The 22,702-nt window shown below is 34.3% G+C and carries 18 protein-coding genes and 4 tRNA genes; 12 read left to right on the top strand and 10 right to left on the bottom strand.

Annotated features, from left to right (window positions below; translation table 11 throughout):
- Positions 1–18 precede the first annotated feature (18 nt).
- The 4 genes from ubiE to F6P99_RS01705 form a co-directional block, all read right to left on the bottom strand.
- The gene (ubiE, locus tag F6P99_RS01720) at positions 19–750 is read right to left on the bottom strand and encodes a bifunctional demethylmenaquinone methyltransferase/2-methoxy-6-polyprenyl-1,4-benzoquinol methylase UbiE (RefSeq protein WP_152285710.1); all 732 of its coding nucleotides are present in this window, start codon (positions 748–750) and stop codon (positions 19–21) included.
- A gap of 12 nt (positions 751–762) precedes the next feature.
- The gene (locus F6P99_RS01715; protein ID WP_152285709.1) at positions 763–1,659 is read right to left on the bottom strand and encodes a NifU family protein; all 897 of its coding nucleotides are present in this window, start codon (positions 1,657–1,659) and stop codon (positions 763–765) included.
- 101 nt (positions 1,660–1,760) lie between these two features.
- Positions 1,761–3,134, bottom strand: a complete 1,374-nt coding sequence (locus tag F6P99_RS01710) for an OmpP1/FadL family transporter (RefSeq protein WP_152285708.1) — start codon at positions 3,132–3,134, stop codon at positions 1,761–1,763.
- An 82-nt stretch (positions 3,135–3,216) separates the two neighbouring features.
- Positions 3,217–4,128 (bottom strand): hypothetical protein, encoded by a 912-nt coding sequence (locus F6P99_RS01705; protein ID WP_152285707.1) that lies wholly within the window; start codon positions 4,126–4,128, stop codon positions 3,217–3,219.
- 107 nt (positions 4,129–4,235) lie between these two features.
- Between F6P99_RS01705 and proS the strand changes: the two genes are divergently transcribed.
- The 7 genes from proS to F6P99_RS01670 all read left to right on the top strand — a co-directional run bounded on the left by proS (position 4,236) and on the right by F6P99_RS01670 (position 11,658).
- Positions 4,236–5,714 carry a proline--tRNA ligase gene (proS, locus tag F6P99_RS01700; protein ID WP_152285706.1) on the top strand — a complete coding sequence of 493 codons (1,479 nt, stop codon included), beginning with the start codon at positions 4,236–4,238 and terminating at the stop codon, positions 5,712–5,714.
- A 185-nt stretch (positions 5,715–5,899) separates the two neighbouring features.
- Positions 5,900–5,971 (top strand) — tRNA-Glu (locus F6P99_RS01695).
- 26 nt (positions 5,972–5,997) lie between these two features.
- A complete protein-coding gene (gene rpsT / locus F6P99_RS01690; protein ID WP_152285705.1) occupies positions 5,998–6,249 on the top strand; it encodes a 30S ribosomal protein S20 in 252 nt (83 codons plus the stop codon).
- A 150-nt stretch (positions 6,250–6,399) separates the two neighbouring features.
- Positions 6,400–6,471: transfer RNA gene (locus F6P99_RS01685), tRNA-Glu, on the top strand.
- 26 nt (positions 6,472–6,497) lie between these two features.
- Positions 6,498–6,749, top strand: coding sequence for a 30S ribosomal protein S20 (rpsT, locus tag F6P99_RS01680; RefSeq protein WP_152285705.1), 252 nt, complete (start codon positions 6,498–6,500; stop codon positions 6,747–6,749).
- A gap of 257 nt (positions 6,750–7,006) precedes the next feature.
- Entirely contained in the window at positions 7,007–8,806 is a 1,800-nt protein-coding gene (locus F6P99_RS01675; RefSeq protein WP_226912985.1) for a right-handed parallel beta-helix repeat-containing protein, read from the top strand.
- Between the two features lie 14 nt (positions 8,807–8,820).
- Entirely contained in the window at positions 8,821–11,658 is a 2,838-nt protein-coding gene (locus F6P99_RS01670; protein WP_152285703.1) for a PQQ-binding-like beta-propeller repeat protein, read from the top strand.
- 65 nt (positions 11,659–11,723) lie between these two features.
- On the opposite strand, the gene F6P99_RS01665 is transcribed toward F6P99_RS01670, so the two are convergent.
- The 3 genes from F6P99_RS01665 to F6P99_RS01655 form a co-directional block, all read right to left on the bottom strand.
- On the bottom strand, positions 11,724–14,024 hold the full coding sequence (locus F6P99_RS01665; RefSeq protein ID WP_152285702.1) for an Ig-like domain-containing protein: 2,301 nt from the start codon (positions 14,022–14,024) through the stop codon (positions 11,724–11,726).
- Positions 14,025–14,158: 134 nt separating this feature from the next.
- Positions 14,159–14,233, bottom strand: a tRNA-Pro gene (locus tag F6P99_RS01660).
- Between the two features lie 152 nt (positions 14,234–14,385).
- Positions 14,386–14,460: transfer RNA gene (locus tag F6P99_RS01655), tRNA-Pro, on the bottom strand.
- 224 nt (positions 14,461–14,684) lie between these two features.
- Between F6P99_RS01655 and trxB the strand changes: the two genes are divergently transcribed.
- From trxB to F6P99_RS01640, 3 genes are all read left to right on the top strand, one after another.
- Complete coding sequence (trxB, locus tag F6P99_RS01650; RefSeq protein WP_152285701.1) at positions 14,685–15,632, top strand: thioredoxin-disulfide reductase; 948 nt, start codon at positions 14,685–14,687, stop codon at positions 15,630–15,632.
- A 127-nt stretch (positions 15,633–15,759) separates the two neighbouring features.
- Positions 15,760–16,293, top strand: coding sequence for a YfiT family bacillithiol transferase (locus F6P99_RS01645; protein WP_152285700.1), 534 nt, complete (start codon positions 15,760–15,762; stop codon positions 16,291–16,293).
- A 9-nt stretch (positions 16,294–16,302) separates the two neighbouring features.
- A complete protein-coding gene (locus F6P99_RS01640; protein ID WP_152285699.1) occupies positions 16,303–16,869 on the top strand; it encodes a pentapeptide repeat-containing protein in 567 nt (188 codons plus the stop codon).
- On the opposite strand, the gene cysM is transcribed toward F6P99_RS01640, so the two are convergent.
- The 3 genes from cysM to F6P99_RS01625 all read right to left on the bottom strand — a co-directional run bounded on the left by cysM (position 16,870) and on the right by F6P99_RS01625 (position 19,989).
- A complete protein-coding gene (cysM, locus tag F6P99_RS01635) occupies positions 16,870–17,757 on the bottom strand; it encodes a cysteine synthase CysM (protein ID WP_152285698.1) in 888 nt (295 codons plus the stop codon).
- A gap of 17 nt (positions 17,758–17,774) precedes the next feature.
- A complete protein-coding gene (locus F6P99_RS01630) occupies positions 17,775–18,572 on the bottom strand; it encodes a serine O-acetyltransferase (protein WP_152285697.1) in 798 nt (265 codons plus the stop codon).
- 256 nt (positions 18,573–18,828) lie between these two features.
- Positions 18,829–19,989, bottom strand: a complete 1,161-nt coding sequence (locus F6P99_RS01625; RefSeq protein WP_152285696.1) for a 2-isopropylmalate synthase — start codon at positions 19,987–19,989, stop codon at positions 18,829–18,831.
- A 373-nt stretch (positions 19,990–20,362) separates the two neighbouring features.
- Here F6P99_RS01625 and F6P99_RS01620 point away from each other — a divergent pair, with 373 nt between their 5' ends.
- Positions 20,363–21,904: a hypothetical protein gene (locus tag F6P99_RS01620; RefSeq protein WP_152285695.1), complete on the top strand. Its 1,542-nt coding sequence runs from the start codon at positions 20,363–20,365 to the stop codon at positions 21,902–21,904.
- Positions 21,905–21,910: 6 nt separating this feature from the next.
- Positions 21,911–22,693 carry a tRNA pseudouridine(38-40) synthase TruA gene (gene truA, locus F6P99_RS01615; protein WP_152285694.1) on the top strand — a complete coding sequence of 261 codons (783 nt, stop codon included), beginning with the start codon at positions 21,911–21,913 and terminating at the stop codon, positions 22,691–22,693.
- The last annotated feature ends 9 nt before the right edge of the window (positions 22,694–22,702 follow it).

The raw sequence follows: 22,702 nt of genomic DNA, 5'->3' as shown, positions 1-22,702 counted from the left end.
GCTTCCTTTGTTCTAGTGTTATTTTTTTGTGGCGGTATAAATTGACGCTACTCCAAAAGTAACAGGAAGGTTGTTACAACTACTAAACCCATTTTTTTCTAAAATATTGTTGAAAGCTTCACCAAAAGGAAAAGCATTTGCAGATTCAGACAAATATGAGTAGGCCGTTTTGTCTTTCGAAAAGAGTTTTCCAACCAAAGGCAAAATGTATTTAGAGTGTATCTGATACCCTTGTTTAAAAGGGGTTTTGGTTGGTACAGCAGTTTCTAAAACTACAAAGGTTCCACCAGGTTTTAATACTCTATATATTTCTTTTAACCCTTTGTCTAAATTTTCAAAATTTCTGACACCAAAAGAAACAGTTATGGCATCGAAATAGTTGTCTTCAAAAGGAATATTTTCAGAATCTCCCAATACCATATCAATGAGGCTTGAAAGATTTTTTTCTTTTATTTTTTCTTTTCCTACTTCAAGCATTCCTGCAGAAATATCCAATCCAACAATTTCGTCGGGTTGCAAACTAGCCATCATTATAGCAAGATCACCAGTTCCTGTAGCGATATCAAGAATTTTTTTCGGATTGTTCTTTCCAATTAATTCAATCACTTTTTTTCTCCATTTTACATCGATTCCAAAAGAGATAACTCTGTTTAAACCATCGTAGTTTGTCGAAATGGTATCAAACATTTTCGCAACTTGTTCTTTTTTTCCTAGTTGTGAATCTTTGTAAGGAGTGATTTTTTTTGACATTTAAAATAGGGTTTATCCGTTTACAGCAACAACTGAACTTATTTTGTTTGGTAGCATTTCTTTCAGCATCGTTTCAATTCCATTTTTTAATGTCACTGTTGATGATGGACAACCGCTACAAGCACCTTGTAAAATTACATTTACAACTTGCGTGTCTTCGTCGTACGATTGAAAAACAATATTTCCACCATCGGCAGCCACTGCGGGCTTTACGTATTCTTCTAATATCCCTGCAATATCTAGTGAAGTTCCTTCTAATTCTTTGATGTCTACAGTTGGGGTTTCAACGATAGGTTTTGCTACGGTTTCATCGATGATTAATTTATTCGATTCAATATAACTTTTAATAAATTGTCTCAGATCATTGATGGTTTCTGTAGTCCATTCAACCAAGTCGTTTTTTGTAATAGAAACATAATTTTCTGCAATGTATACTTCTTTTACATATGCGTATTTGAACAATTCTACAGCCAATGGTGAGTTCGTTGCTTCAGAGACGTTTTTGTATTCAAAATCATTTTCTGTCAACAAGCGATTGCTTCCAAATTTCATTACCTCTGGATTTGGAGTGCTCTCTGCGTAAATTTCAATCGATATTTTTTTAGGTTCTGCAGCACTTGTAACGACTTCATTACCTTGATTTAGGTACATTTCGATGAGTTCTCTAATCTCTTCTTGAATATCTGACCATTCTACAATATCAAATTTTTCAATTGCAATGAAATTAGCACTGATAAATACTTTACTAACAAACGGTAAATGAAACAATTGTTTTGAAAGAGGAGACTCTTTTGTTTCGTCTACATTGTTATATTGATAACTTCCGCCTTGTGTTAATAGCTTATTGCTATTGAACTTAACAATGCTAGGATTGTTTGTTGCTTCTGTGCTAATTTGATGCTTCATCATCTTCGATTTTAATTTGATGCAAAAATAAGCTAATTGCTCAAATAAATAATACGATGTTTATTGAAACTTCAACTAGTGAGATAACAATAATTTATGGCGAGTTAAAATAACAGCGCTAAAGTTGTAGAGAATCTTGAATTAGCGTTTAAAAGTGTTACATCATTTACAGATTCAGAGCTGTGGTAGATGCTGTAATTCTCGTCGATTTCTGTATATTGATATGCGAAGTCTAATTTTGCATTTTTGAATTTTAATCCAAGTCCTAAAGAAACTCCTTTTTTATAAAAGGTTTCGTTATTGGGCTTGTATGGACTTTCTTCCAATAAAGCTCCTCCTCGTAAGCTAATTTGATTGAAGCGCAATTCTCCACCACCTCTCAAGCCTCTCGCTGTTGTTAAAGAAGTTGCAATTTCATCTCTTTCTTGTTGGAAATTACTTCCGTTTCCAAATCGAATCAATGAATAGTTTTTTTGGTGATAATCGACGCTAATTAATCCATGCTGGCCTAGAGTAATCGCAGCACTAGCAGTCCATTTTTCAGGAGTATTCATATTGTATTTATAAGTCAAGAATTCTGGGTTGTTGTCGTAAGTGTTGCGATACAGTCCAGGGATATCAGTACTTTGAATGTCTAAATAGCCTCTTTCTTGAAACCCAGAATAAGAATTTTCAAGATCGTAGTCTATGGCATTAGATTCTTCATATATTTCTGGGTACCAAATCGGACTTTGATATGCAAAACCTAGTCTGAAATTTCTAAAAGGTTTTAAAATCATACCGACACCCAAAGATATACCAGAGCTTTCTTCGTATAGAAATTGGTTGTAATCGGCATAAAGTGTATTGCCTTCATCATCTCCATTTTGTTCACCTAAGTAAACATCTTGAGAGAATTTTACATTGTGAAAGTTTAGTGTAGATCCAATGTAGAAAAAATCTTTGTAAGCTGAAGCTATTGATAAAGTATAGACATCTGATCTTCCTGAAGTGTTGTTTTGAAATGTTTGTGATTCAGGGATGTTATATGGAATAGGTTCGTCTGGCAATTCAGGGTTGTCAAACGGGTGCAGGTTGTATCTTACAAAACTGCCGTTATTTCCCTTTGCTGTATAATTGCGTTTGAATTCGTTTAGAGTGCTATAGTTAAAGCCTAATGTGAATTTTGACCAGTTGCTCGAGTAGGGAGCGTCAAAAACGATGACAAACCCGAATTGAGGAACTCTAAAATCAGTTTGATTGTTGAACGTCGTTTTTCCGTAATAAGTTGCATCGGTATCTATTGTTTCGTAAGAAAGAGAACCAGAAATTTCACTTCTAGAAAAAACTGCTCCACTAGCAGGATTATGGTAAATAGCACTTACGTCTCCTCCTAAGGCTCCGAATGCACCACTCATTGCATTGTATCTAGCTGTTCCGTTGTAATTTTCTTGTGAAAACAAAACGCCTAAATCTGTATACCCCATGCTTTGAGCCATAAGAGAAATGTTTGCTATGCATACTAGAAAAAGTAGGTAGATTTTCTTCATGTTTAGATTTTTAGGTTTAACTCAAGTGTTTTTATCTTCGGCTTCTTACGCTGCTACTTCTACTACTTGAAGAACTAATGCTTCTTGATGAGCTTGATCTAGAAGGAGTGTAGCTTCTAGAACTTCTACTAGAATTGGTGCTTGGAGAGTATGTTCTATTGGAAGAACTACTTCTACTTGGGGTATAACTTCTAGAGCTAGATGAATTTGAAGATCGACTGTAGTTTCTACTTCTTGAAGAATTAGAAGTGCTAGAGCTTCTTGTATTGTAATTTGATCTATTTGAAGTACTAGTATATCTTTTATAGCGAGCACTGGAGTTTGAACTGCTGTAGTTTCTTCTAGAAGAAGTTGGTTTGTAGTAGCTTGAGCTTCTTTTACTTCTTACAGACGATGTGTAGTCTCTGCTGTAATTATTTCGATTGCTATACAGTCTTCTAGAGTCGTATTTGTTTCTCGAAGAAGATGCTAAGTAGTTTGAGTTGTACGTGTTTCTTCTACCATAGTAGATGTTGTTTGGGTAGCGGTAATTATGTCCGTAAAAGGGTGTTGCATATACAGGAGTATAAAAGTAATGAAAACTATAATAGGGGTTCCCATAATAATATGGGGCATAAAAACCACCCCAATAAGGCTCAATACCATTGTTGACATACACAGTTGTGTAGTTGTTTTCAATAATCGTAGGTTGGTCAGTTATCTGCTGCTCGTTGTTTTCAAGATTCTGGTAATATAAATCTTCTTCAATATCTGCAACACCATTTGAAAAAGTATTATTCGTGTCTTGAATTGTATTTGATTTTTTGTTTTTCGGAGTTGGGTAGATACCATCAGGATTTTCAGCATAATACTGAGAAGACCCACAAGAAGTGAAAATCGCAATGAATAGCGTAAAAAATGAAAAGCCAATAATTTTTTTGATAGGTTGAGTTGTTGGTTGCATAATCATTGAATTTTTATTGTTGAACAATCTAAATTTAGTAGTTTTGCCAAACTGTTTTTAACAGTTGTTATACAGAAATTTACAATATTTATGCCAAACTTTTTTAGATGGGTGCAAAATTAACAAAACGAAGTGAGGATTACTCGAAATGGTACAATGAGTTAGTAGTGAGAGCTGACTTGGCAGAAAACTCTGCAGTACGTGGTTGTATGGTTATCAAGCCATATGGATATGCTATTTGGGAAAAGATGCAAAACGCTTTAGATGAAATGTTCAAAGAAACAGGTCATGAAAATGCGTATTTTCCATTATTTGTGCCTAAAAGTTTATTCGAAGCAGAAGAAAAAAACGCGGAAGGTTTTGCGAAAGAATGTGCGGTTGTTACTCATTATAGATTAAAAAATGATCCTGAGAAAGAAGGGAAGCTAATTGTTGATCCTAATGCAAAATTAGAAGAAGAATTGGTGGTTCGACCTACGAGTGAAGCAATTATATGGAACACATATAAAGGATGGATAGAGTCTTATAGAGATTTACCTTTATTAATAAACCAATGGGCGAATGTTGTTCGTTGGGAGATGCGTACCCGTTTGTTTTTAAGAACAGCTGAGTTTTTGTGGCAAGAAGGACATACGGCGCATGCTACAAAAGCAGAAGCCTTGGAAGAAACAACTAAAATGCAAGGTGTATATGCTGATTTTGCCGAAAATTTTATGGCGATGCCAGTGGTAAAAGGTGTGAAAACTGAAAGTGAACGTTTTGCAGGAGCATTAGATACCTATACTATTGAGGCATTAATGCAAGACGGTAAAGCTTTACAAGCAGGAACTTCTCATTTTTTGGGGCAAAATTTTGCAGAGGCTTTTGATGTGAAGTTTACGAATAAAGAAGGTAAAAAAGAGCATGTTTGGGCTACTTCATGGGGAGTGTCTACGCGTTTGATTGGTGGTTTGATAATGACACATTCTGATGATCATGGATTGGTTCTTCCTCCAAAATTAGCTCCAATTCAAGTTGTGATTGTACCTATATATAGAAAAGAAGAGCAGTTGGATGCTATTTCAGAAAAAGTGAAGGGTATTGTCGCTTCATTAAAAAGTAAAGGAGTGTCAGTAAAATTTGATACTAGAGATACACATAAGCCAGGTTGGAAATTTGCTGAATACGAATTGAAAGGTGTTCCTTTAAGAATAGCCATAGGACCACGTGATTTAGAAAATGGTACGTTAGAATTAGCGAGAAGAGATACGTTAACTAAAGAATCAGTAAGTCAAGAAGGAATTGAAGATAAGATTGTAGCGTTGCTAGAAGAAATTCAAGAAAACCTATTCAAAAAAGCAAAAGACTATCGTGATGAGCATATTACAAAAGTAGATTCATTTGATGCTTTTAAAGATGTTATTGAAAACAAAGGAGGTTTTGTTTTAGCTCACTGGGATGGTACTGAAGAAACTGAAGATAAGATTAAAGAACTTACCAAAGCGACCATTCGATGTATTGCATTGGATGCCGAAGAAGAGGAAGGGGTTTGTGTTTATTCTGGTAAACCTTCTTCTAAACGTGTTCTTTTTGCTAAAGCATATTAAAATAGATAATTTTTATTTGTAGATTTTCAAAACAAGTGTATATTTGCAACCGCAATTCGAAAGAGCTGCAAGCGCTTTTTTACATGTTATAAGTTTCAAAAATATTTTTAAAATAAATCATTAAATTATTTGTTGATTTTAGAAAAAGTTATATTTTTGCATCGCTTTAAAAGAAAGCAAACAATGGTCCGTTCGTCTAGGGGTTAGGACGCCAGGTTTTCATCCTGGTAACAGGGGTTCGATTCCCCTACGGACTACAAATTAAGTTTTAAGAAATTAAGTTATGGCAAATCATAAGTCAGCATTAAAGAGAATTAGAAGCGATCGTGAGAAGCAGTTGAGAAATAAGTATCAACACAAAACGACTCGTAATGCAGTTAGAAATTTAAAAGCTCTATCTGATAAGAAAGAGGCTGAAGAAAAACTTCCTGCTGTAATTGCAATGTTGCACAAATTGGCTAAGAACAATATTATCCACAAAAACAAAGCGGGTAATTTACAGTCAAAATTAACAAAGCACGTAGCTGCGTTGTAAGAAACTAAAGCTTAAAAAAAGTACAAAGCTCTAAGAGAAATCTTAGAGCTTTTTTTTATTGTGAAATATTTTCACGAATTTTTTCTTAAAAAGTTTTGCATTTGATAGAAAAGTTATATTTTTGCATCGCTTTAAAAGAAAGCAAACAATGGTCCGTTCGTCTAGGGGTTAGGACGCCAGGTTTTCATCCTGGTAACAGGGGTTCGATTCCCCTACGGACTACAAATTAAGTTTTAAGAAATTAAGTTATGGCAAATCATAAGTCAGCATTAAAGAGAATTAGAAGCGATCGTGAGAAGCAGTTGAGAAATAAGTATCAACACAAAACGACTCGTAATGCAGTTAGAAATTTAAAAGCTCTATCTGATAAGAAAGAGGCTGAAGAAAAACTTCCTGCTGTGATTGCAATGTTGCACAAATTGGCTAAGAACAATATTATCCACAAAAACAAAGCGGGTAATTTGCAGTCAAAATTAACAAAGCACGTGGCTGCGTTGTAAAAATTAAAGCTTAAAAAGTACAAAGCTCTAAGAGAAATCTTAGAGCTTTTTTTGTTTGTGTTTTTGCGTAAATCTCCTGTTTTCAAGCCTCTAGTGTTTGGTTTTGTTGCCTAAATACTAGGTTTCATACCCTACGACACTTTAAATGTACGGATAGATAAATAGTTATCTGTTTGATTGGGTACTATTGTGTTGTAAATTAAGAATTGTTTGATAAAACTAAAGAGGAAGCTTAAATGAAAACTATTTTCAAAATCATGAAAACGATTGTAATGTCGTTTTGTTTCGTTCAATTGTCGATTGCGCAAGAAGTAATTAATGTTGCAGAGTATGGCGTTGTTCCAGGTAAAGATGTTACGCTTGAGATCAATCAACTAATAGCATCTCAAAAAGGTAACAAGGATATTACTTTGAGTTTTCCTAAAGGGGATTATTTGTTTTATCCAGAAAATGCAATAGAGTCATATCGTGCAGTAACGAATCATGATAACAGCTTGAAAAAAATGGCTTTTCCTTTGTTTGATTTCGAAGGGATTACAATTGAAGGGAATAATTCTACTTTTATATTTCACGGAAGATTATGTCCAATAATTATTGATGGGTCGAAAAACACTACGTTAAAAAACTTTTCTATAGATTGGGAAATACCTTTTCAAAGTGAATTCGAAGTAATTGAAAATGATGAAGCAAACAATTCGTTTGTTGTGAAAATGAATTCAAATCATGCGTACGAGATTGTAGATGAAAAAATATATTTTCAACATTACGATTGGTTAGATCCTATCGGGCAAAACACACCTTTTGACTCGAAGACGAAAGCACCAATTTGGAATTCAAAACCTTATAGCATCAATCCTATTCGTGCCAAAGCAAAAGATTTAGGTGATGGAAAAATACGATTTAAAAATGCGACAAGAAAAACGCCGCCGGTTGGTACTGTGATGGTGAACAATGGGCCTCAAGGAACAAATAGACTCGTACAGGCAATTCATCTTGAAAATGCAACAGATACCTATATAGAAAATGTTACAGTATTGGCTGCAGGTGGAATGGCGTTGATCGCGGAAAGATGTGAAAATATACATTTGAATGGTTTTAAAGTGACCTCAAAAGAAGGAAGAACCACTTCATCTCGTGCAGATGCGACTCATTTTTTAGGTTGCAAAGGTTTGATAAAACTAGAAAACTGTATTCTAGAGCATATGTTAGATGATGGTATTAATGTGCATGGGGCTTATGTTAAAGTAGATAAATACGTCGGAGAAAATAAATTTTTATGTGAAATTAGTCATCATCAACAGTGGGGTTTAACTTTTGCGGAAGCTGGAGATAACATTATGATAACTTCAAGAGAAACAATTCTGCCTGTATTTGAAACATCGGTAAAAGACGTGGAAGTATTGAATGAGAAAAAGTTCCTCATTACGTTGACTGAAGTACCAGAAAAACTGCCTGAAGGTTTGTTGTCACTTGAAAATATTACTTGGAACCCTGATTTATTGATGCAAAACAATACCATCAGAGAAAATAGAGCAAGAAGTGTATTGGTTACCACAAAAGGGAGTGTGCTTATCGAAAACAACTATTTTTCATCTCAGATGCATGGGATTTTAATTGAAGGTGATAATAATAAATGGTACGAATCTGGCGGGGTAAGAGATATTACCATCCGAAATAATGTTTTTGAAAATATTGGATACGGGTCGAATACACATTACCCATTATATGTTGCCCCGTTGTTAAGACCTGAGCAGCGATTGGGTGATGAAAAGTATCATCGTAATATCAACTTTGTAAATAACACTATTAAGAGCTTCAACGGTCATTTGTTGCATGCTTTATCGGTACATGGACTATTGGTGAAAGACAATACTATAGAGTTGAATAAGAAATACCCAGCAGGCCAGCAAAGTGATGCGATTCAATTGGAATATGTTGAAAATGTAAAAATTGAAAAAAATAAATTCAAAGGTTTTTCTTGGCCAATTATTGTAGCTCAAAAAGGTGAGAATACAAACCTAAGTATCAAAAGAAACAAAGGAGTTTCAAAGAAATAATAAAGCGTTTGAAGATGGCAAATTTAAATAGAATTCTAGGTGGAAATTTAGGACTTGCAATGTTGGTGTTTTTTTTTGCAAATACTAGTTTAATCGCCAAGCCAAATGATGCAAAAAAAGACAAAGGGATTGTTAGCATCGAAACTGGGTATACGATTACCCTAGTTCGTACGTCTCAAATAGAGAACAGAACAACTGTAATTGCAAATTCTTACGAAGGTACTTTACTTGCATATACCTACAAAGGAAAAAAACTTTGGGAAAACAAGTTATCGGGTTTTATGAATCACGATGTTTGGTGTGCTGACTTGGATGGAGATGGGAACGATGAAACGCTTGCAGCAAATGCCGATGGAAATTTGTATTGCATAAGTGACAAGGGTGAGTTGTTGTGGAAGTTTTCTAAAAATGAAGCTCCGTTAAAATCTGTTGCTGTTACGCATAAAGATAAAGAGGCTTATGTAGTTGTCGGGAGTTATGATTCTCATATTTATTATTTAAACAAAAACGGACAATTGGTCTTAGATCTCGATACTAAGAAGTTTTCTTTAGACAAGGCAAAGCATAAAAACTCGAAAAACACCGTTAAGGCTTTTGTTACGAATTACATACGGCCTGCTGTTTATTCAGATGGACAAGAAATTTTAGTGATACATGGTATTGCTGCAACAAACTCGAACGGAAGCTTTTATTATTTCAAACCATTAGAATCTCTGCCGTTTAAAAAAGAAAAAAATAAAACTGGTAGGTTAGGCGATTTACGAGTTGTAGATATCAACAAAGATGGGGTGAGCGAAATTTTTGTTGGTAGAACTGGTGAAGCAAATAAGGGAAGTGGTTTCTATAAATTTGATTTTTCTACAAAAAAGCCAAAAGAGTTTAGCATTACAAAACTGTATAGTCAATTAGATGTTTTCGGATATAGAGTTACGCAGCCAGAATTAATAAATAACGGGAAAAAAGATAAAATTTTAACCATGTTTGGCTCGAGAATAATTCTCTCTGACACGGATATGGATGTCAATAAAGCTGAGGTTTTGGCTTGTAAATATTCTTTTAATGATATGTGGAAGGATAAAATTGGAAATAAAATTATTTTAGCAAGTGCTCAAAGTGGAGGAAGTTGTATTCATATCATCGATCCAACACAAAAAACTTGGAAAAAAGAATACAAAAATTTAAATCCGGCTGGAAAAATTCAAAAAATTCTCGACAATACTGCTTCGATAAAAAATGATTTAAAGAAATATAAAAAATCTACTATTGAAAATGTTTCTCAACCAATTTACTTTATGTCTGAGAATAGAAAAAATAGCGATGCTAGAGAGGCAATAGAGCGCATAGAAAGTAAATATGACAATCCTACCTTTTTAATTCGTCCTAAAACTAGAGAAAAAGAAAATTGGGACCGTTCTTCGATAGCCAATGAAAAATACCGTACCAGAAGGGATCGAAGAATGAAATATACAGCAACTCAGTCTGAAATAGTTAATGAAATTTCTGCTAGTTACGCCGAAGGAAAAGGAATTGCCTATTGGGGTGGTCATGGAAATGATCCATACATGTACCAAAGAACGACTACTGAAAAAATATTAGACAATGCGAATGGTAAAAAAACGGTGCTTATTTTCCCAGAATTAGAAGATCATTCAGATGACTTTAATTATGTGATGAAAGATTTGATATATCCTTTGGCAGATCACGCCAGAAAGAGTAATGCAAATCTTTACATACGAACAAAACATTTATTTTGGCAATCGAGTGTGTATTTGCACAACTGGGACAAATTGCTGTCTGGTGAATATGCTGATGTTTTTGTACCTGCGATGGAAGAAACTACGGATAAATCGATGGAATTAAGCTTGGCTGCAAGGTTAGGGATTTGGTCGAGTGGTGCAACAGATAGTTGGGGGGCTCGATGTGCTAGAGATAATGCTAGTTTCGATAGAAGTCGCCAGCATGCACATCAAATGTTGCCAAATCATTTTTTACGTATGATGGTATATAGTATTTCTAGTGGGGCACAATATTTAGATAATTTTGCGGTAGATCAAAAGTATATGAGTCTCTTATGGGATCTAGTAGCGCAGGGTGCACTATACGTTCCAAAAAGAAATGAGATTGTTAGTTTTTCGCCTGTTCATGTAAGTATGACGAAGCCGGATGAACGCTATATTGAATTGGGGAATGATGTAAAACCAGTTGTGTTTTTTAATGAAAAAGATCATAGCGAAAATCCGATGGTTTTCGACCGTTTATCGGGTAGTTGGCCTGGTGGAGTGAATACTCCTTGGGATTTTTCTAGATATGCCGCAGGTGCCAAAGAAAGAAGGTTGAATTTTATTCCGACTTATCAAAACGGAATGGTTTTAATAACGCCTCCGCAAAAAGGAGTGTTTGCAGGTAAAGATGTAAAAAGATTACCTCTAGAGGAAAATCTTCATCCTATATATAAAGGGAATATGAAAGAATTTATTTCAGATGGAAAAAATTATTTGTCTTCTGATGGGAATAAAAAATATGCAGCAGATAGTTACTATAAAACAGTGGAAAAAGAAATTAAAGCTTCTCAACTCTTATTGCCTGTTACTGTGTCTGGTGAAGTAGGGTGGGTAGTGAGTCAGATTGCACCGAAAAAATTACGTTTAACAATTGTAGATTCGGGCTACATCAATCCGGAAGAACGGAATGCAGTTGTTCGTTTTGGTGCTGTTTCACCTGTGAAAATTGTTGACGTTTTAAATGGCCAACGTTTCGAAATAGATAAGGATAAAAAAGCGGAGATTAAGATTCCTTTAGGGGCGTTTAGATTTATTGATATTGAGCTAGAAAGCGAATTGATAAAGGAATAATTTTCTAAAGAATTATAGAAATTAAAAAAGGCAATAGAAGAAATTCTATTGCCTTTTTTTAAAGATTATTCGATAATTATTTTTTGAACATGGTTTACTTCATTTGATTTTATATGTAAGATAAATATTCCATGCAGGTTTTGTGTGCTTATTTCAAAGTCATTGTCGGTAAATGTTTTTGTTAAAACCGTTTTACCATTTTGATCTACAAGAGAGACCGAAACATTTTTTGTCGCTGATTCTCCCAATGAAACCTTTACAAAATCCTTTGCAGGGTTTGGATAAACCGAAACCAAATTTGTTTCCTCTGGATTTTCTGAAGAGCTTGACAATGTTTTTAAATTAGATCCTGCAATACCCCATGTGAAAACAGTTGCCGTGTTTTGATTCTGTTGGTTGGCTTGAAGTGTGTTTGGGGTATTGGAGTTTACAGAAACGAAAAGATCGTTTATTTTGGCTTGCAATACCATTTTTGAGTTGCCAGTATCGATCCAAGTGAATTGTTGTCTATTAAAGATTCCTTTAGCTCCAGCTCTCAAGTCTGATTGAGTTGTGTTAGCGGCCGTCAAATATTTGCTGTTTGCTAAACTTAATAAGGTGATGTATCCATCGCCACCATCCACGACGCGAAATTGTTCCTTGCTTGCTGCGCTGTTTGAAGTTGCTTGCAATGTATTGCTAGAGCCTGTGTTGACAGTTACAAATTTACCATTGTTAGCTTTTATCCATATAATACTATCGATTGGGGCTCCATCATTGTTAGAAGTGTTCTCGTTTACAGAAACTTGTATGGTGTCTGAAAAACCACCATCTACAGTGGTAGCAGAAATGGTTGTAGTTCCTTTTGCTACAGCCGTGATAACTCCTTGTTGATTTACGGTAGCAATTGCGTTATTGTTAGATGCCCATGTTACCGTTTTGTTTGTGGCATTTTGAGGCAATATGTTGGTTGTTACCTGTAAGTTTTCCCCTTTGTTTAAAGTTGTAGAATTTATTGGAAGTGACATTCCAGATACAGCTACGGGAGATGCATTGGTTTCAATCAATTCAAAATCATCTCCATACGCTTTGTGGTCTGCATCTCCATTCCAAAACCATAATTTGGCACTTGTGTTGTTGGCTCCAGTAGTGAATGTAACACTTTTTTTAGTGTAATTTGTAGTTGTAAATGATGTGCTTACTGGGGTACTACCATAATCCGCAACACCTAAAAAAATGTTCTGACCTTGTGATTGTACTTTCGCAAAACAAGAATACGTGTACGTAGTATTTGGCTTCACAGTAACTATTTGTTGAATAGAAGAATTACCATTTATAAAAACAGCACGATTTCCACTATGTACATTGTTTGATACAATAGTTGCTGTTTGCCCAATGTTTTCCCAGGGTTCTAAGCTTCCAGATTCAAAACCAACATTGCTAAATGTTACTGTTTCATTCGGACTATCGTTTTTTTTTTCCCAGACTCTTACATAATCGATTTCCATGGTTGTTGGAAATCCATCTTGAGTTGTATTAGCCGCATTAGGGTAAAATTGATTGCATTTGAATTCGGTAAAATGTCTTCTCAATCCCATTGAGAAAGTTACATTCATCGGCCTATGCCAGTATAAATTTTGTTTTCTTCCTACTTCAATGCCATCTACATACCAAATAATCTCATCTTTATTTACTTCACAACCATAGATATGGAAATCATCTCTTGGATCGAAAGGAGCTTCGTATAAGTTAAGGTTTTCCTCTGGGTATGCTTTAGGTCTATGCCATTTTGCAGTTCCGTTTGGTTCAACCACTATGGTATGAAGATTATGTTCCATTCCTTTAGGGTCGTTACCAAAACCATGGTTGGTGTCGCCTTGTTGCATTTCGACAATGTCAATTTCGCTATATTGTACATCACCAGGATTGTTTAGACTTCTATCTATAGAACTATAAAGCCAAAAGGCAGGACATACACCTGGAAATAAGGAGGCTCCTTTTATTTTAGCTTCGTAATACCCGTAGTTTCCTGTTGCATATGTCTTTAATATGCCAGATTTGTAATAAAGCGGAAAGTTAGACACTTGTTTTTGATTGCAACCATCCCAGAAGGTTCTTGTATGGTTTTCTTGTGTTACTGTGATTTTTGCTGTTCCGTTCGAAACACTTACATTGTCATTGTCCCAAGACCATACTCCTACATTAGCAACATTTGGGTTCCAGATACTTCTGTTTACTGAAGTACCATTAAAATCATCAGAGCGATTCCATTTGATTTCCCATGTTTCACCTTCCTTGGCTGTGAGAGGTTGATTTTGAGAATGTATTTTTAAAGATGCGAAAAGCATAAATAAAAAATAAAAATAGTTTGATTTCATTTTAATCATTTATAAAAGTTTAGTTGTTTATAATTGGTAAAATTACTCGCGTAAAAGGTCAGGTAATTGTCTTAGATTACCTTTTTGTGTCAATAATTTAACCCGAATTAACTCCTTGTTTTTAGGTATTAAAAAATGAAATGTCGGGATGAGAGGATTCGAACCTCCGATCTCTGGTCCCCCAGACCAGCACTTTAACCGGACTAAGCTACATCCCGAATAATATAACAATAATAAAAATGACAATTGGTTTTACCAAATGATTTTTGTTAAATAGTTAAGAGATAGATTCAAAGAATTCCATTGTTAAAAAGTATAACACAAAGCAAAATACATCATAAAAAAAGCCTTGCGATAGCAAGGCTTTTTGTCGGGGTGGCAGGATTCGAACCTGCGACCTCCTCGTCCCAAACGAGGCGCGATGACCGGGCTACGCTACACCCCGAAGGTGTTTCTGAAATCAGTGCCCGATTTCGAGTTGCAAATATACTCAAAACAACTATTTGAGCAATTAAAAATCAAAAAATATTTTAGAATAATTTTCAGTCTGGTTGCCTTACAAAATGGAGATTGTTTTTCCTTATAATTGAATTATAAATAATTATAAACAATAACAATTTCAGCTCACTAAAAATCTTATTTTTGTTTCACAAATTTAAATACAATATTATGTCAGAAACAATTGAAAGAATCAAATGTTTGATCATAGGTTCAGGGCCTGCAGGTTATACTGCAGCTATATATGCAGCAAGAGCTGATTTAAAGCCAGTTATGTATACGGGTATGCAAATGGGTGGACAATTAACAACAACAACTGAGGTTGATAACTTTCCTGGGTATCCAAATGGTACTGATGGAACAGCAATGATGGAAGATTTAAAAAATCAGGCTGAACGTTTTGGTACAGAAGTTCGATTTGGTTTAGCTACAGAAGTTAATTTTGCCAAAGAAGAAGGAGGTATTCATAAAATAACAATTGATGGAACTACATTGATTGAAGCAGAAACTGTAATTATTTCAACAGGTGCTACAGCTAGATATTTAGGTTTAGAGAGTGAAGAAAAATTGAAAGGTGGCGGTGTTTCGGCTTGTGCTACTTGTGATGGTTTCTTTTACAAAGGGCAAGATGTAGTTGTTGTTGGAGCTGGAGATACTGCGGCTGAAGAAGCAACATATTTAGCAAATATTTGTAGCAAAGTTACCATGTTGGTTCGTAAAGATTTCATGAGAGCGTCGAAAGCTATGCAACATAGAGTAGAAAAAACTGAGAATATTGAGGTATTGTACAATACAGAAATTGATGAGGTTTTAGGAGATACTGTTGTTGAAGGAGTAAGAGCGGTTAACAATCAAACAAACGAGAAGCAAGAGATTCCGGTAACAGGAGTTTTTATAGCGATCGGTCATACGCCTAATACAGATATTTTTAAAGGAGTATTGGAGATGGATGATGCTGGATATTTGATTACCAAAGGAAAATCTACAAAAACAAATTTACCAGGAGTTTTTGCAGCTGGTGATGTGCAAGATAAAGAATACCGACAAGCAGTTACTGCTGCTGGTACTGGATGTATGGCAGCTTTAGATGCTGAAAGATATTTAGGGTCTTTAGAATAAGATTTACTAGAATTTAATAAGAGCCGCATGAACTTCATGCGGCTTTTTATATGCCAAGAATTGTGGTTTCGTATATTTGGGAATAAGATTTTAGAAATACATTCTTCACGATTAAATAAAAAATAATATGGATTCTATATATAAACTAAAATTTCCAATAGGAGAATTTGAAGCTCCGGATACAATTACATCAACAGATATTGAAAATTGGATTGAAGATGTTGAAAGTTTTCCCAAAAGGTTAGAGGATATAGTCTCTGATTTGAACGCTACTGAACTGAATTATAAATACAGGCCGGAAGGATGGACGATCAAACAAGTGGTGCATCATTGTGCAGATAGTCATATGAATAGTTTGATTCGTTTTAAGTTGGCACTAACTGAAGATTCACCAACCATACGACCTTATTTTGAAGATCGATTTGCCGAGCTTCCGGATTCTTTAGAGGAAGACTTGTCAGCTGTTTTACTGTTGCTAAAAGGTTTGCATGCGAAATTGACTGCGGTAATGAGAAACCTAAGTGAAGAGGATTTAAAGAAAGAATATATACACCCCGAACACGGACAAAAATTCAAACTAGAAGAAGTTGTAGGTACCTATGCATGGCATTCAAACCATCATTTGGCACATGTGAAACAAGCATTGCGTTTGAAATATTAAAGTCTAATTATGGTGGTAGAAGTTGAAAAAGTATTTGAAAATATAGATTTTACATCAATTCATTTTCCGAAAGGGGAATATGACTTGTGTGTTTTTAAAAATTGTGATTTTTCAAAGACTAATATCTCTAATAACGAATTTATAGAGTGTCAATTTATCAATTGTAATCTGAGCAATGTTCAGGTGTTGAATACTGCATTTAAAGATGTCGTTTTTGAAGGCTGTAAGCTTATGGGAGTGAATTTTGAAAAATCCAATCCGTTTTTATTAAATTTGTCTTTCAAAAAATGCCAATTGTCTTTTGCTGTTTTTTTTAAGCTGGATATTTCAGGAACTCAGTTTCAAAATTGTGACCTACAAGAAGTAGATTTTACGGAGGCAAATATTTCTAAATCGGTTTTTGATAATTGTAATTTGTTGAAAGCTGTTTTTAAAACCACCAATTTAGAAGGGTCTGATATGTATTCATCTTACAATTATTCTTTAGATCCGACGCTAAACAAAATAAAAAAAGCTCACTTCTCAAAAGAAGGAGCTTTAGGTTTGTTAACTGAGTTTGATGTGATTGTAAGTTAGTTAATCAAATAAATCAGAAGATAAATATCGATCTCCTCTATCGCAAATAATTGCTACTACAACTCCAGATTCTAGTTCGTTTGCAATTTTAACTGCAGTTGCAACAGATCCACCACTACTCATACCAGCAAAAACACCTTCTTCTTTTGCCAGACGTTTGGTCATTTCTCTTGCCTCGGTCTCACTAACCTCTATAACGCGATCAACTTTACTAGCATCAAATATTTTTGGTAAATATTCTTTTGGCCATTTTCTAATTCCTGGAATTTTAGATCCATCACTTGGGTGTGCACCGATGATTTGAATCGAACTGTTTTGTTCTTTCAAAAAAGTTGAGGTACCCATAATCGTTCCTGTAGTTCCCATGGCTGAAACAAAATGCGTAATACCACCTTTTGTGTCTCTCCATATTTCTGGGCCTGTTGTCTTGTAATGTGCTTTCCAATTGTCGTGGTTGGCAAATTGGTTTAACATTACATAGCCGCCTTCAGCTACTTTTTTATCTGCATAATCCCTAGAACCAATGATCCCCTCAGAAGCAGGAGTAAGAATTACTTTTGCTCCATATGCTCTCATCGTTTGAGTTCTTTCTTTGGTAGAATTTTCTGGTAATACCAATTCAATTTCAATATCTAATATTTGAGCAATCATTGCCAAAGCAATACCTGTATTTCCACTGGTTGCTTCAATCAATTTATCGCCTTTTTTGATGTCTCCACGCTCTAATGCAGAGGCTATCATATTGTATGCAGCTCTGTCTTTTACGCTTCCTCCAGGGTTGTTTCCTTCTAGCTTTAAAAGTAATTGTACGTTTTTGTTTTTAACTAGTTTTTGGCTAATCACCAAGGGAGTATTTCCAATTAAGTCGACTAAATTTTTAGGATTCATAAATTTATTTTCAAATATTATCTGTCTTCTTTTTCTTTAATTTTTACTTCAGTCGTAGTTGTGTTTAATACGATAGAGTTTTCAGGAGTAGAGCGAGTTACCCACGAATTACCTCCGACAATACTGTTTTTTCCTATGATTGTTTCTCCTCCTAAAATTGTGGCATTGGCATAAATGCAAACATTTTCTTCGACTGTAGGGTGTCGTTTGTCATTTTTCATATCCTTGCTAACACTCAATGCGCCAAGTGTTACACCTTGGTATATTTTCACGTTTTTTTGGATGTGTGTCGTTTCTCCAATCACAATTCCGGTAGCATGGTCGATAAAAAATGGTGATTCAATCCCTGCTCCAGCATGTATGTCTGTCCCTGTAATTCTATGCGCATATTCGCTCATCAATCTAGAAAACAATGGCATGTCTAATAGGTACAATTCATGACTCAATCGATAGATAGCGATAGCATAAAACCCTGGGTATGCCAAATAAACTTCTTGTAAGTCATTTGATGCTGGGTCGTTATCTAAGATAAAGTTTGCATCTTGGTTTAATTTCTTTAAAACCTCGGGTAATGAAGCTACAAATTTCTCCCAGATAGAATCGCACAGACCTTCTGGTTTTTTGCATGCGATTACAGAAATTTCTTTGAATAAAATTTCCAATTCGTCAATGCTTTTGTGCAAATCGGCATTTGTATCAAAAAGTGTGTAAAACAGTTTTTCTGTAAAAGATTCTGTTTTGGTTTTGATACCGTAATTGATGGCAGTGTGATTCTTTAAAGAATCAATATTTTTAATAATCAGATCTTTTGTCATGATTACAATGATTGAGTGTTGAAATAAAAGATTAAAAGTAAGGTATTTTTAGAAACAGCAACGACAATCGCACAAAGAATATTGTGTTGTAAAAGATGTGATTTGATATGTTTGAGTTGCTAACATGCTGTTGTTTCAATAAAGTTCAAAATTACTAAAGTAAATGTTAAGATTCAAGTCGTTTTCAAATAGGTCTCCTTACAAATAAAAAAAAGCCTCACAAATTCGTGAGGCTTTTTTATACTATGTTAGAATCTTATGCTTTGATGTTGCATCTATCCATCAAGATATGCAAATCTTCGTCGTTGATTTCTTTTTTAGTATCAGCGAATTTCAAGAACTCAGGGTATGTTTCGTCTAATTGAAGTTTTGTCAATTCATAACCGTTATTTTTCAAACGATATGCCAATGCAGCTCTACCACTTCTTGCTGTTAAAACTATTGAAGATTCTGTAACTCCAACATCAGCTGGGTCCATTATTTCATAAGTTTCTCTGTTCTTAATTACACCATCTTGGTGAATTCCTGAACTATGAGCAAATGCATTGTCACCAACAACAGCTTTGTTTGGTTGAACAACCATTCCCATGCTTTCTTGAACTAGTTGACTAATTCCGAAAAGCATTTGAGTATTGATATTCGTGTCTAAATTTAAATATGGGTGCTGTTTCATAATCATCACAACTTCTTCTAAAGCAGTGTTACCAGCTCTTTCACCAATACCGTTAATTGTACATTCTATTTGACGAGCACCATTTACGATACCAGCGATAGAATTCGCAGTTGCCAAACCTAAATCATTATGACAGTGGCATGATAAAATAACATTTTCAATACCTTTTACATTTTCTTTAAGGTATTTGATTTTTGCACCATACTCTTCAGGCAAACAGTATCCAGTAGTATCAGGAATGTTTAAAACCGTAGCACCAGATTTGATGACTGCTTCACAAACTCTTGCTAAATATTCATTGTCTGTTCTACCTGCATCCTCAGCGTAAAACTCAATATCCTCTACAAATCCTTTCGCATATTTAACAGCTGCTTGAGCTCTTTCAATAATTTTTTCTGGAGTTGTGTTGAATTTGAATTTGATATGAGATTCAGAAGTACCAATACCTGTGTGAATTCTAGGTCTTTTAGCTAATTTTAAAGCCTCTGCAGCAACTTTAATATCGTTTTCATGTGCTCGTGTTAAACCACATACAGTTGCGTTTTTAACAATTTTCGAAATTTCTTCTACTGATTTAAAATCACCAGGACTAGAAACAGGAAAACCAGCTTCGATAATATCAACGCCTAATAAATCTAATTGTTCTGCAATTACTAATTTTTGTGAAGTATTTAGTTTACAACCAGGTACTTGCTCACCATCTCTAAGAGTTGTGTCAAATATTTGAACGTGATTATCACTCATTTTCTTTGTGTTTGTGTATTAACAATACTTCAAAAATACATGAAAGATGTCTTTTTTTTTTGAAATTATCACAGTGATTACTGTATTCAAATGTTTTTAAAAAACAAGTAAATCTCTTGTTATCAGTAATTTGTGTCTTTGTATTTTACAATGGCTAATTAAAATTATTAGAAGAAGTGTAATTCTGCTTTTAAGCAAGTTTTGAATATGGATATGTTAAAAAAACGATGAAACTTTTAATTTTTTGATGGACGTAGTTGATGTCGAAATTAATATTTGACAGAAAGGTTTCAAAAAAATAGCATTTTCATAAAAAATGTAAAAAATGTAGTAAGTTTGTTTTTCTAGTTCGTCAACAAATAAAAGTTGTTATATGCCTTTAGATCAAAAAGACTCTCTTTTTTTATTGATAAAATCTTTATCAAAATCTGAGAAGCGACAGTTCAAGCTGTATGCGGGAAGACTGGGTGGTAATGCTGAGGCTAATTTTATGGCATTATTTACTGTAATGGATAAAATGGATGTGTATGATGAACAATCGATATTGAAAAAAACCAATATTAAAAAACAACAAATATCCAATTCTAAAGCACATTTATACAAACAGATATTGATCAGTTTACGTTTGAGTCCGATTCATCAGAATGCTAGAACTCAGATTCGTGAACAATTAGATTTTGCTACTATTTTATACAATAAAGGTTTGTATAAGCAGAGTCTTAAAATTTTAGATAAAACAAAAAATGTTGCGATCAATAAAGAAGAATATACACTAGCGTACGAATTGATTGAATTAGAGAAGGTTATTGAATCTCAGTACATTACTAGGTCTATGACAGACCGTGCTGATACGCTGGCCGTTGAAGCAAAAAATATCAGTGCAAAAAATGTGGTCGTATCTAAACTGTCAAATTTATCGCTGCAGTTGTATAGTTGGTTTTTAAAATATGGCTATGTTCGAAACGATAGCGATTTTAAAATTGTGCACGATTATTACGAGGCTCGATTGCCAAAATTTGTTTTTTCTGAGCAAGGGTTTACCGGGAAAATGTTTTTGTTCCAAGCAAAGTTGTGGTATGCATTTATTATACAAGACTTTTTATCTTGTTATCGTTATTCTCAAAAGTTAGTGGCTTTGTTCGACGAATACCCTGATATGAAACAATTGCACCCAGTTTTTTATTTAAAAGCGGTCAATTATTCGTTAGAGTCTCTTTTTTATCTTCAACAAACTTATAAGTTCAATGAAACCTTAATTGCCCTAGAAGATTCTATTGAATACCGACGTTTTTTTGTGAATGAGAATACGCAATTGCTCGCCAATTTATACCTTTTTCAACATAAAATAAATCTGTATTATTTAGAAGGCGAGTTTATAAACGGTACTGAATTTGTGCCAGAAGTGTTAAACCAGCTAAAGGTATTTGGAAAAAAAATAGATGCACATCACGTGATGTTGTTTTATTATAAGATTGGCTGCATGTATTTCGGAGCAGGTGATTATGACAATTGTATTTTATACTTGAATAAGATTATCCAAAATAAAGATCTTAAAATGCGCGAAGACCTATTGTGTTACACAAGGGTATTAAATTTGGTGGCGCATTACGAATCTGGCCAAGATGAATTTATTGATGACTTGATTAAGTCTACCTATAAATTTTTATTGAAAATGGATAATTTGTACGAAGTACAGAAGAAAATGATCAAGTTTTTAAGAAACTTAACTTCTCTGTATCCAAACGAATTGAAAGAAGCATTTAAGAAATTGCATAAAGAATTGAAGCAGTTTGAAGATCATCCCTATGAAAAACGTGCATTCTTGTATCTAGATATTCTTTCGTGGTTAGAATCAAATATCGAAGGCATTCCTGTAGAGGAAGTTGTTAAAAGAAAGATGCGCTCAAAAGTATAAATTCTAATGGCCATTAATTCTAAGTTTTATTACCTAGTTAGATTTCAGTATCTAGGATTTCGTTATCATGGTTGGCAAGTACAACCCAATGTAAAAACGGTTCAGAAGATGGTAGAAAGAACACTGTCATTTGTTTTTGATCACACTAATTTTAAGGTATTAGGAGCAGGGAGAACAGATATGATGGTTTCTGTTAATAATTCGGCTTTCCAATTGTTTTTATCTGAAAAAATCAACGAAGAAGACCTGAAAAAAAAATTAAATAAAAGCTTGCCAAACGACATTCGAATTCTTGCTATTGAAGAAGTGTCGCAAGATTTTAATGTTATTAGAGGTTCCAAAGAAAAAGAATACCATTATTTATTTTCGAGTGGAGAAAAAACACATCCCTTCTGTGCACCATTTATGCTAGGTGTACTAGAAGATTTAGATGTGGAAAAAATGAAATTAGGAGCAAAGCTTTTTGAAGGAAAACATAATTTTCAACGATATGCCTATAAGCCTTCAGAGAATACTGTTTTTGAACGCGAAATTACTTTCTGTGAAATAGTCGATAATACTGATTTGACTGCGAGTTTTTTTCCTGAAAAAAGTTATGTGTTTAAAGTAAAAGGGAAAGGTTTTTTAAGGTATCAAGTCAGGTTGATGGTCGGTGTGTTGCTGCAGTTAGGAAAAGCTGAAATAGATCTAGAATTTATAAAAGATACGCTTGAAAATCCATCTTCTAAAACATTGAAAGAATTAGCTCCTGCCTCTGGTTTAACTTTGAACTCAGTCTCTTTTTATTAATTGTATTTT

It is taken from the genome of Flavicella marina, from assembly GCF_009193215.1.
In the GTDB taxonomy this organism is placed as follows: domain Bacteria; phylum Bacteroidota; class Bacteroidia; order Flavobacteriales; family Flavobacteriaceae; genus Flavicella; species Flavicella marina.
Note: the sequence above shows the minus strand (reverse complement) of the source record. Positions and strands in the feature narration are given on the sequence as shown.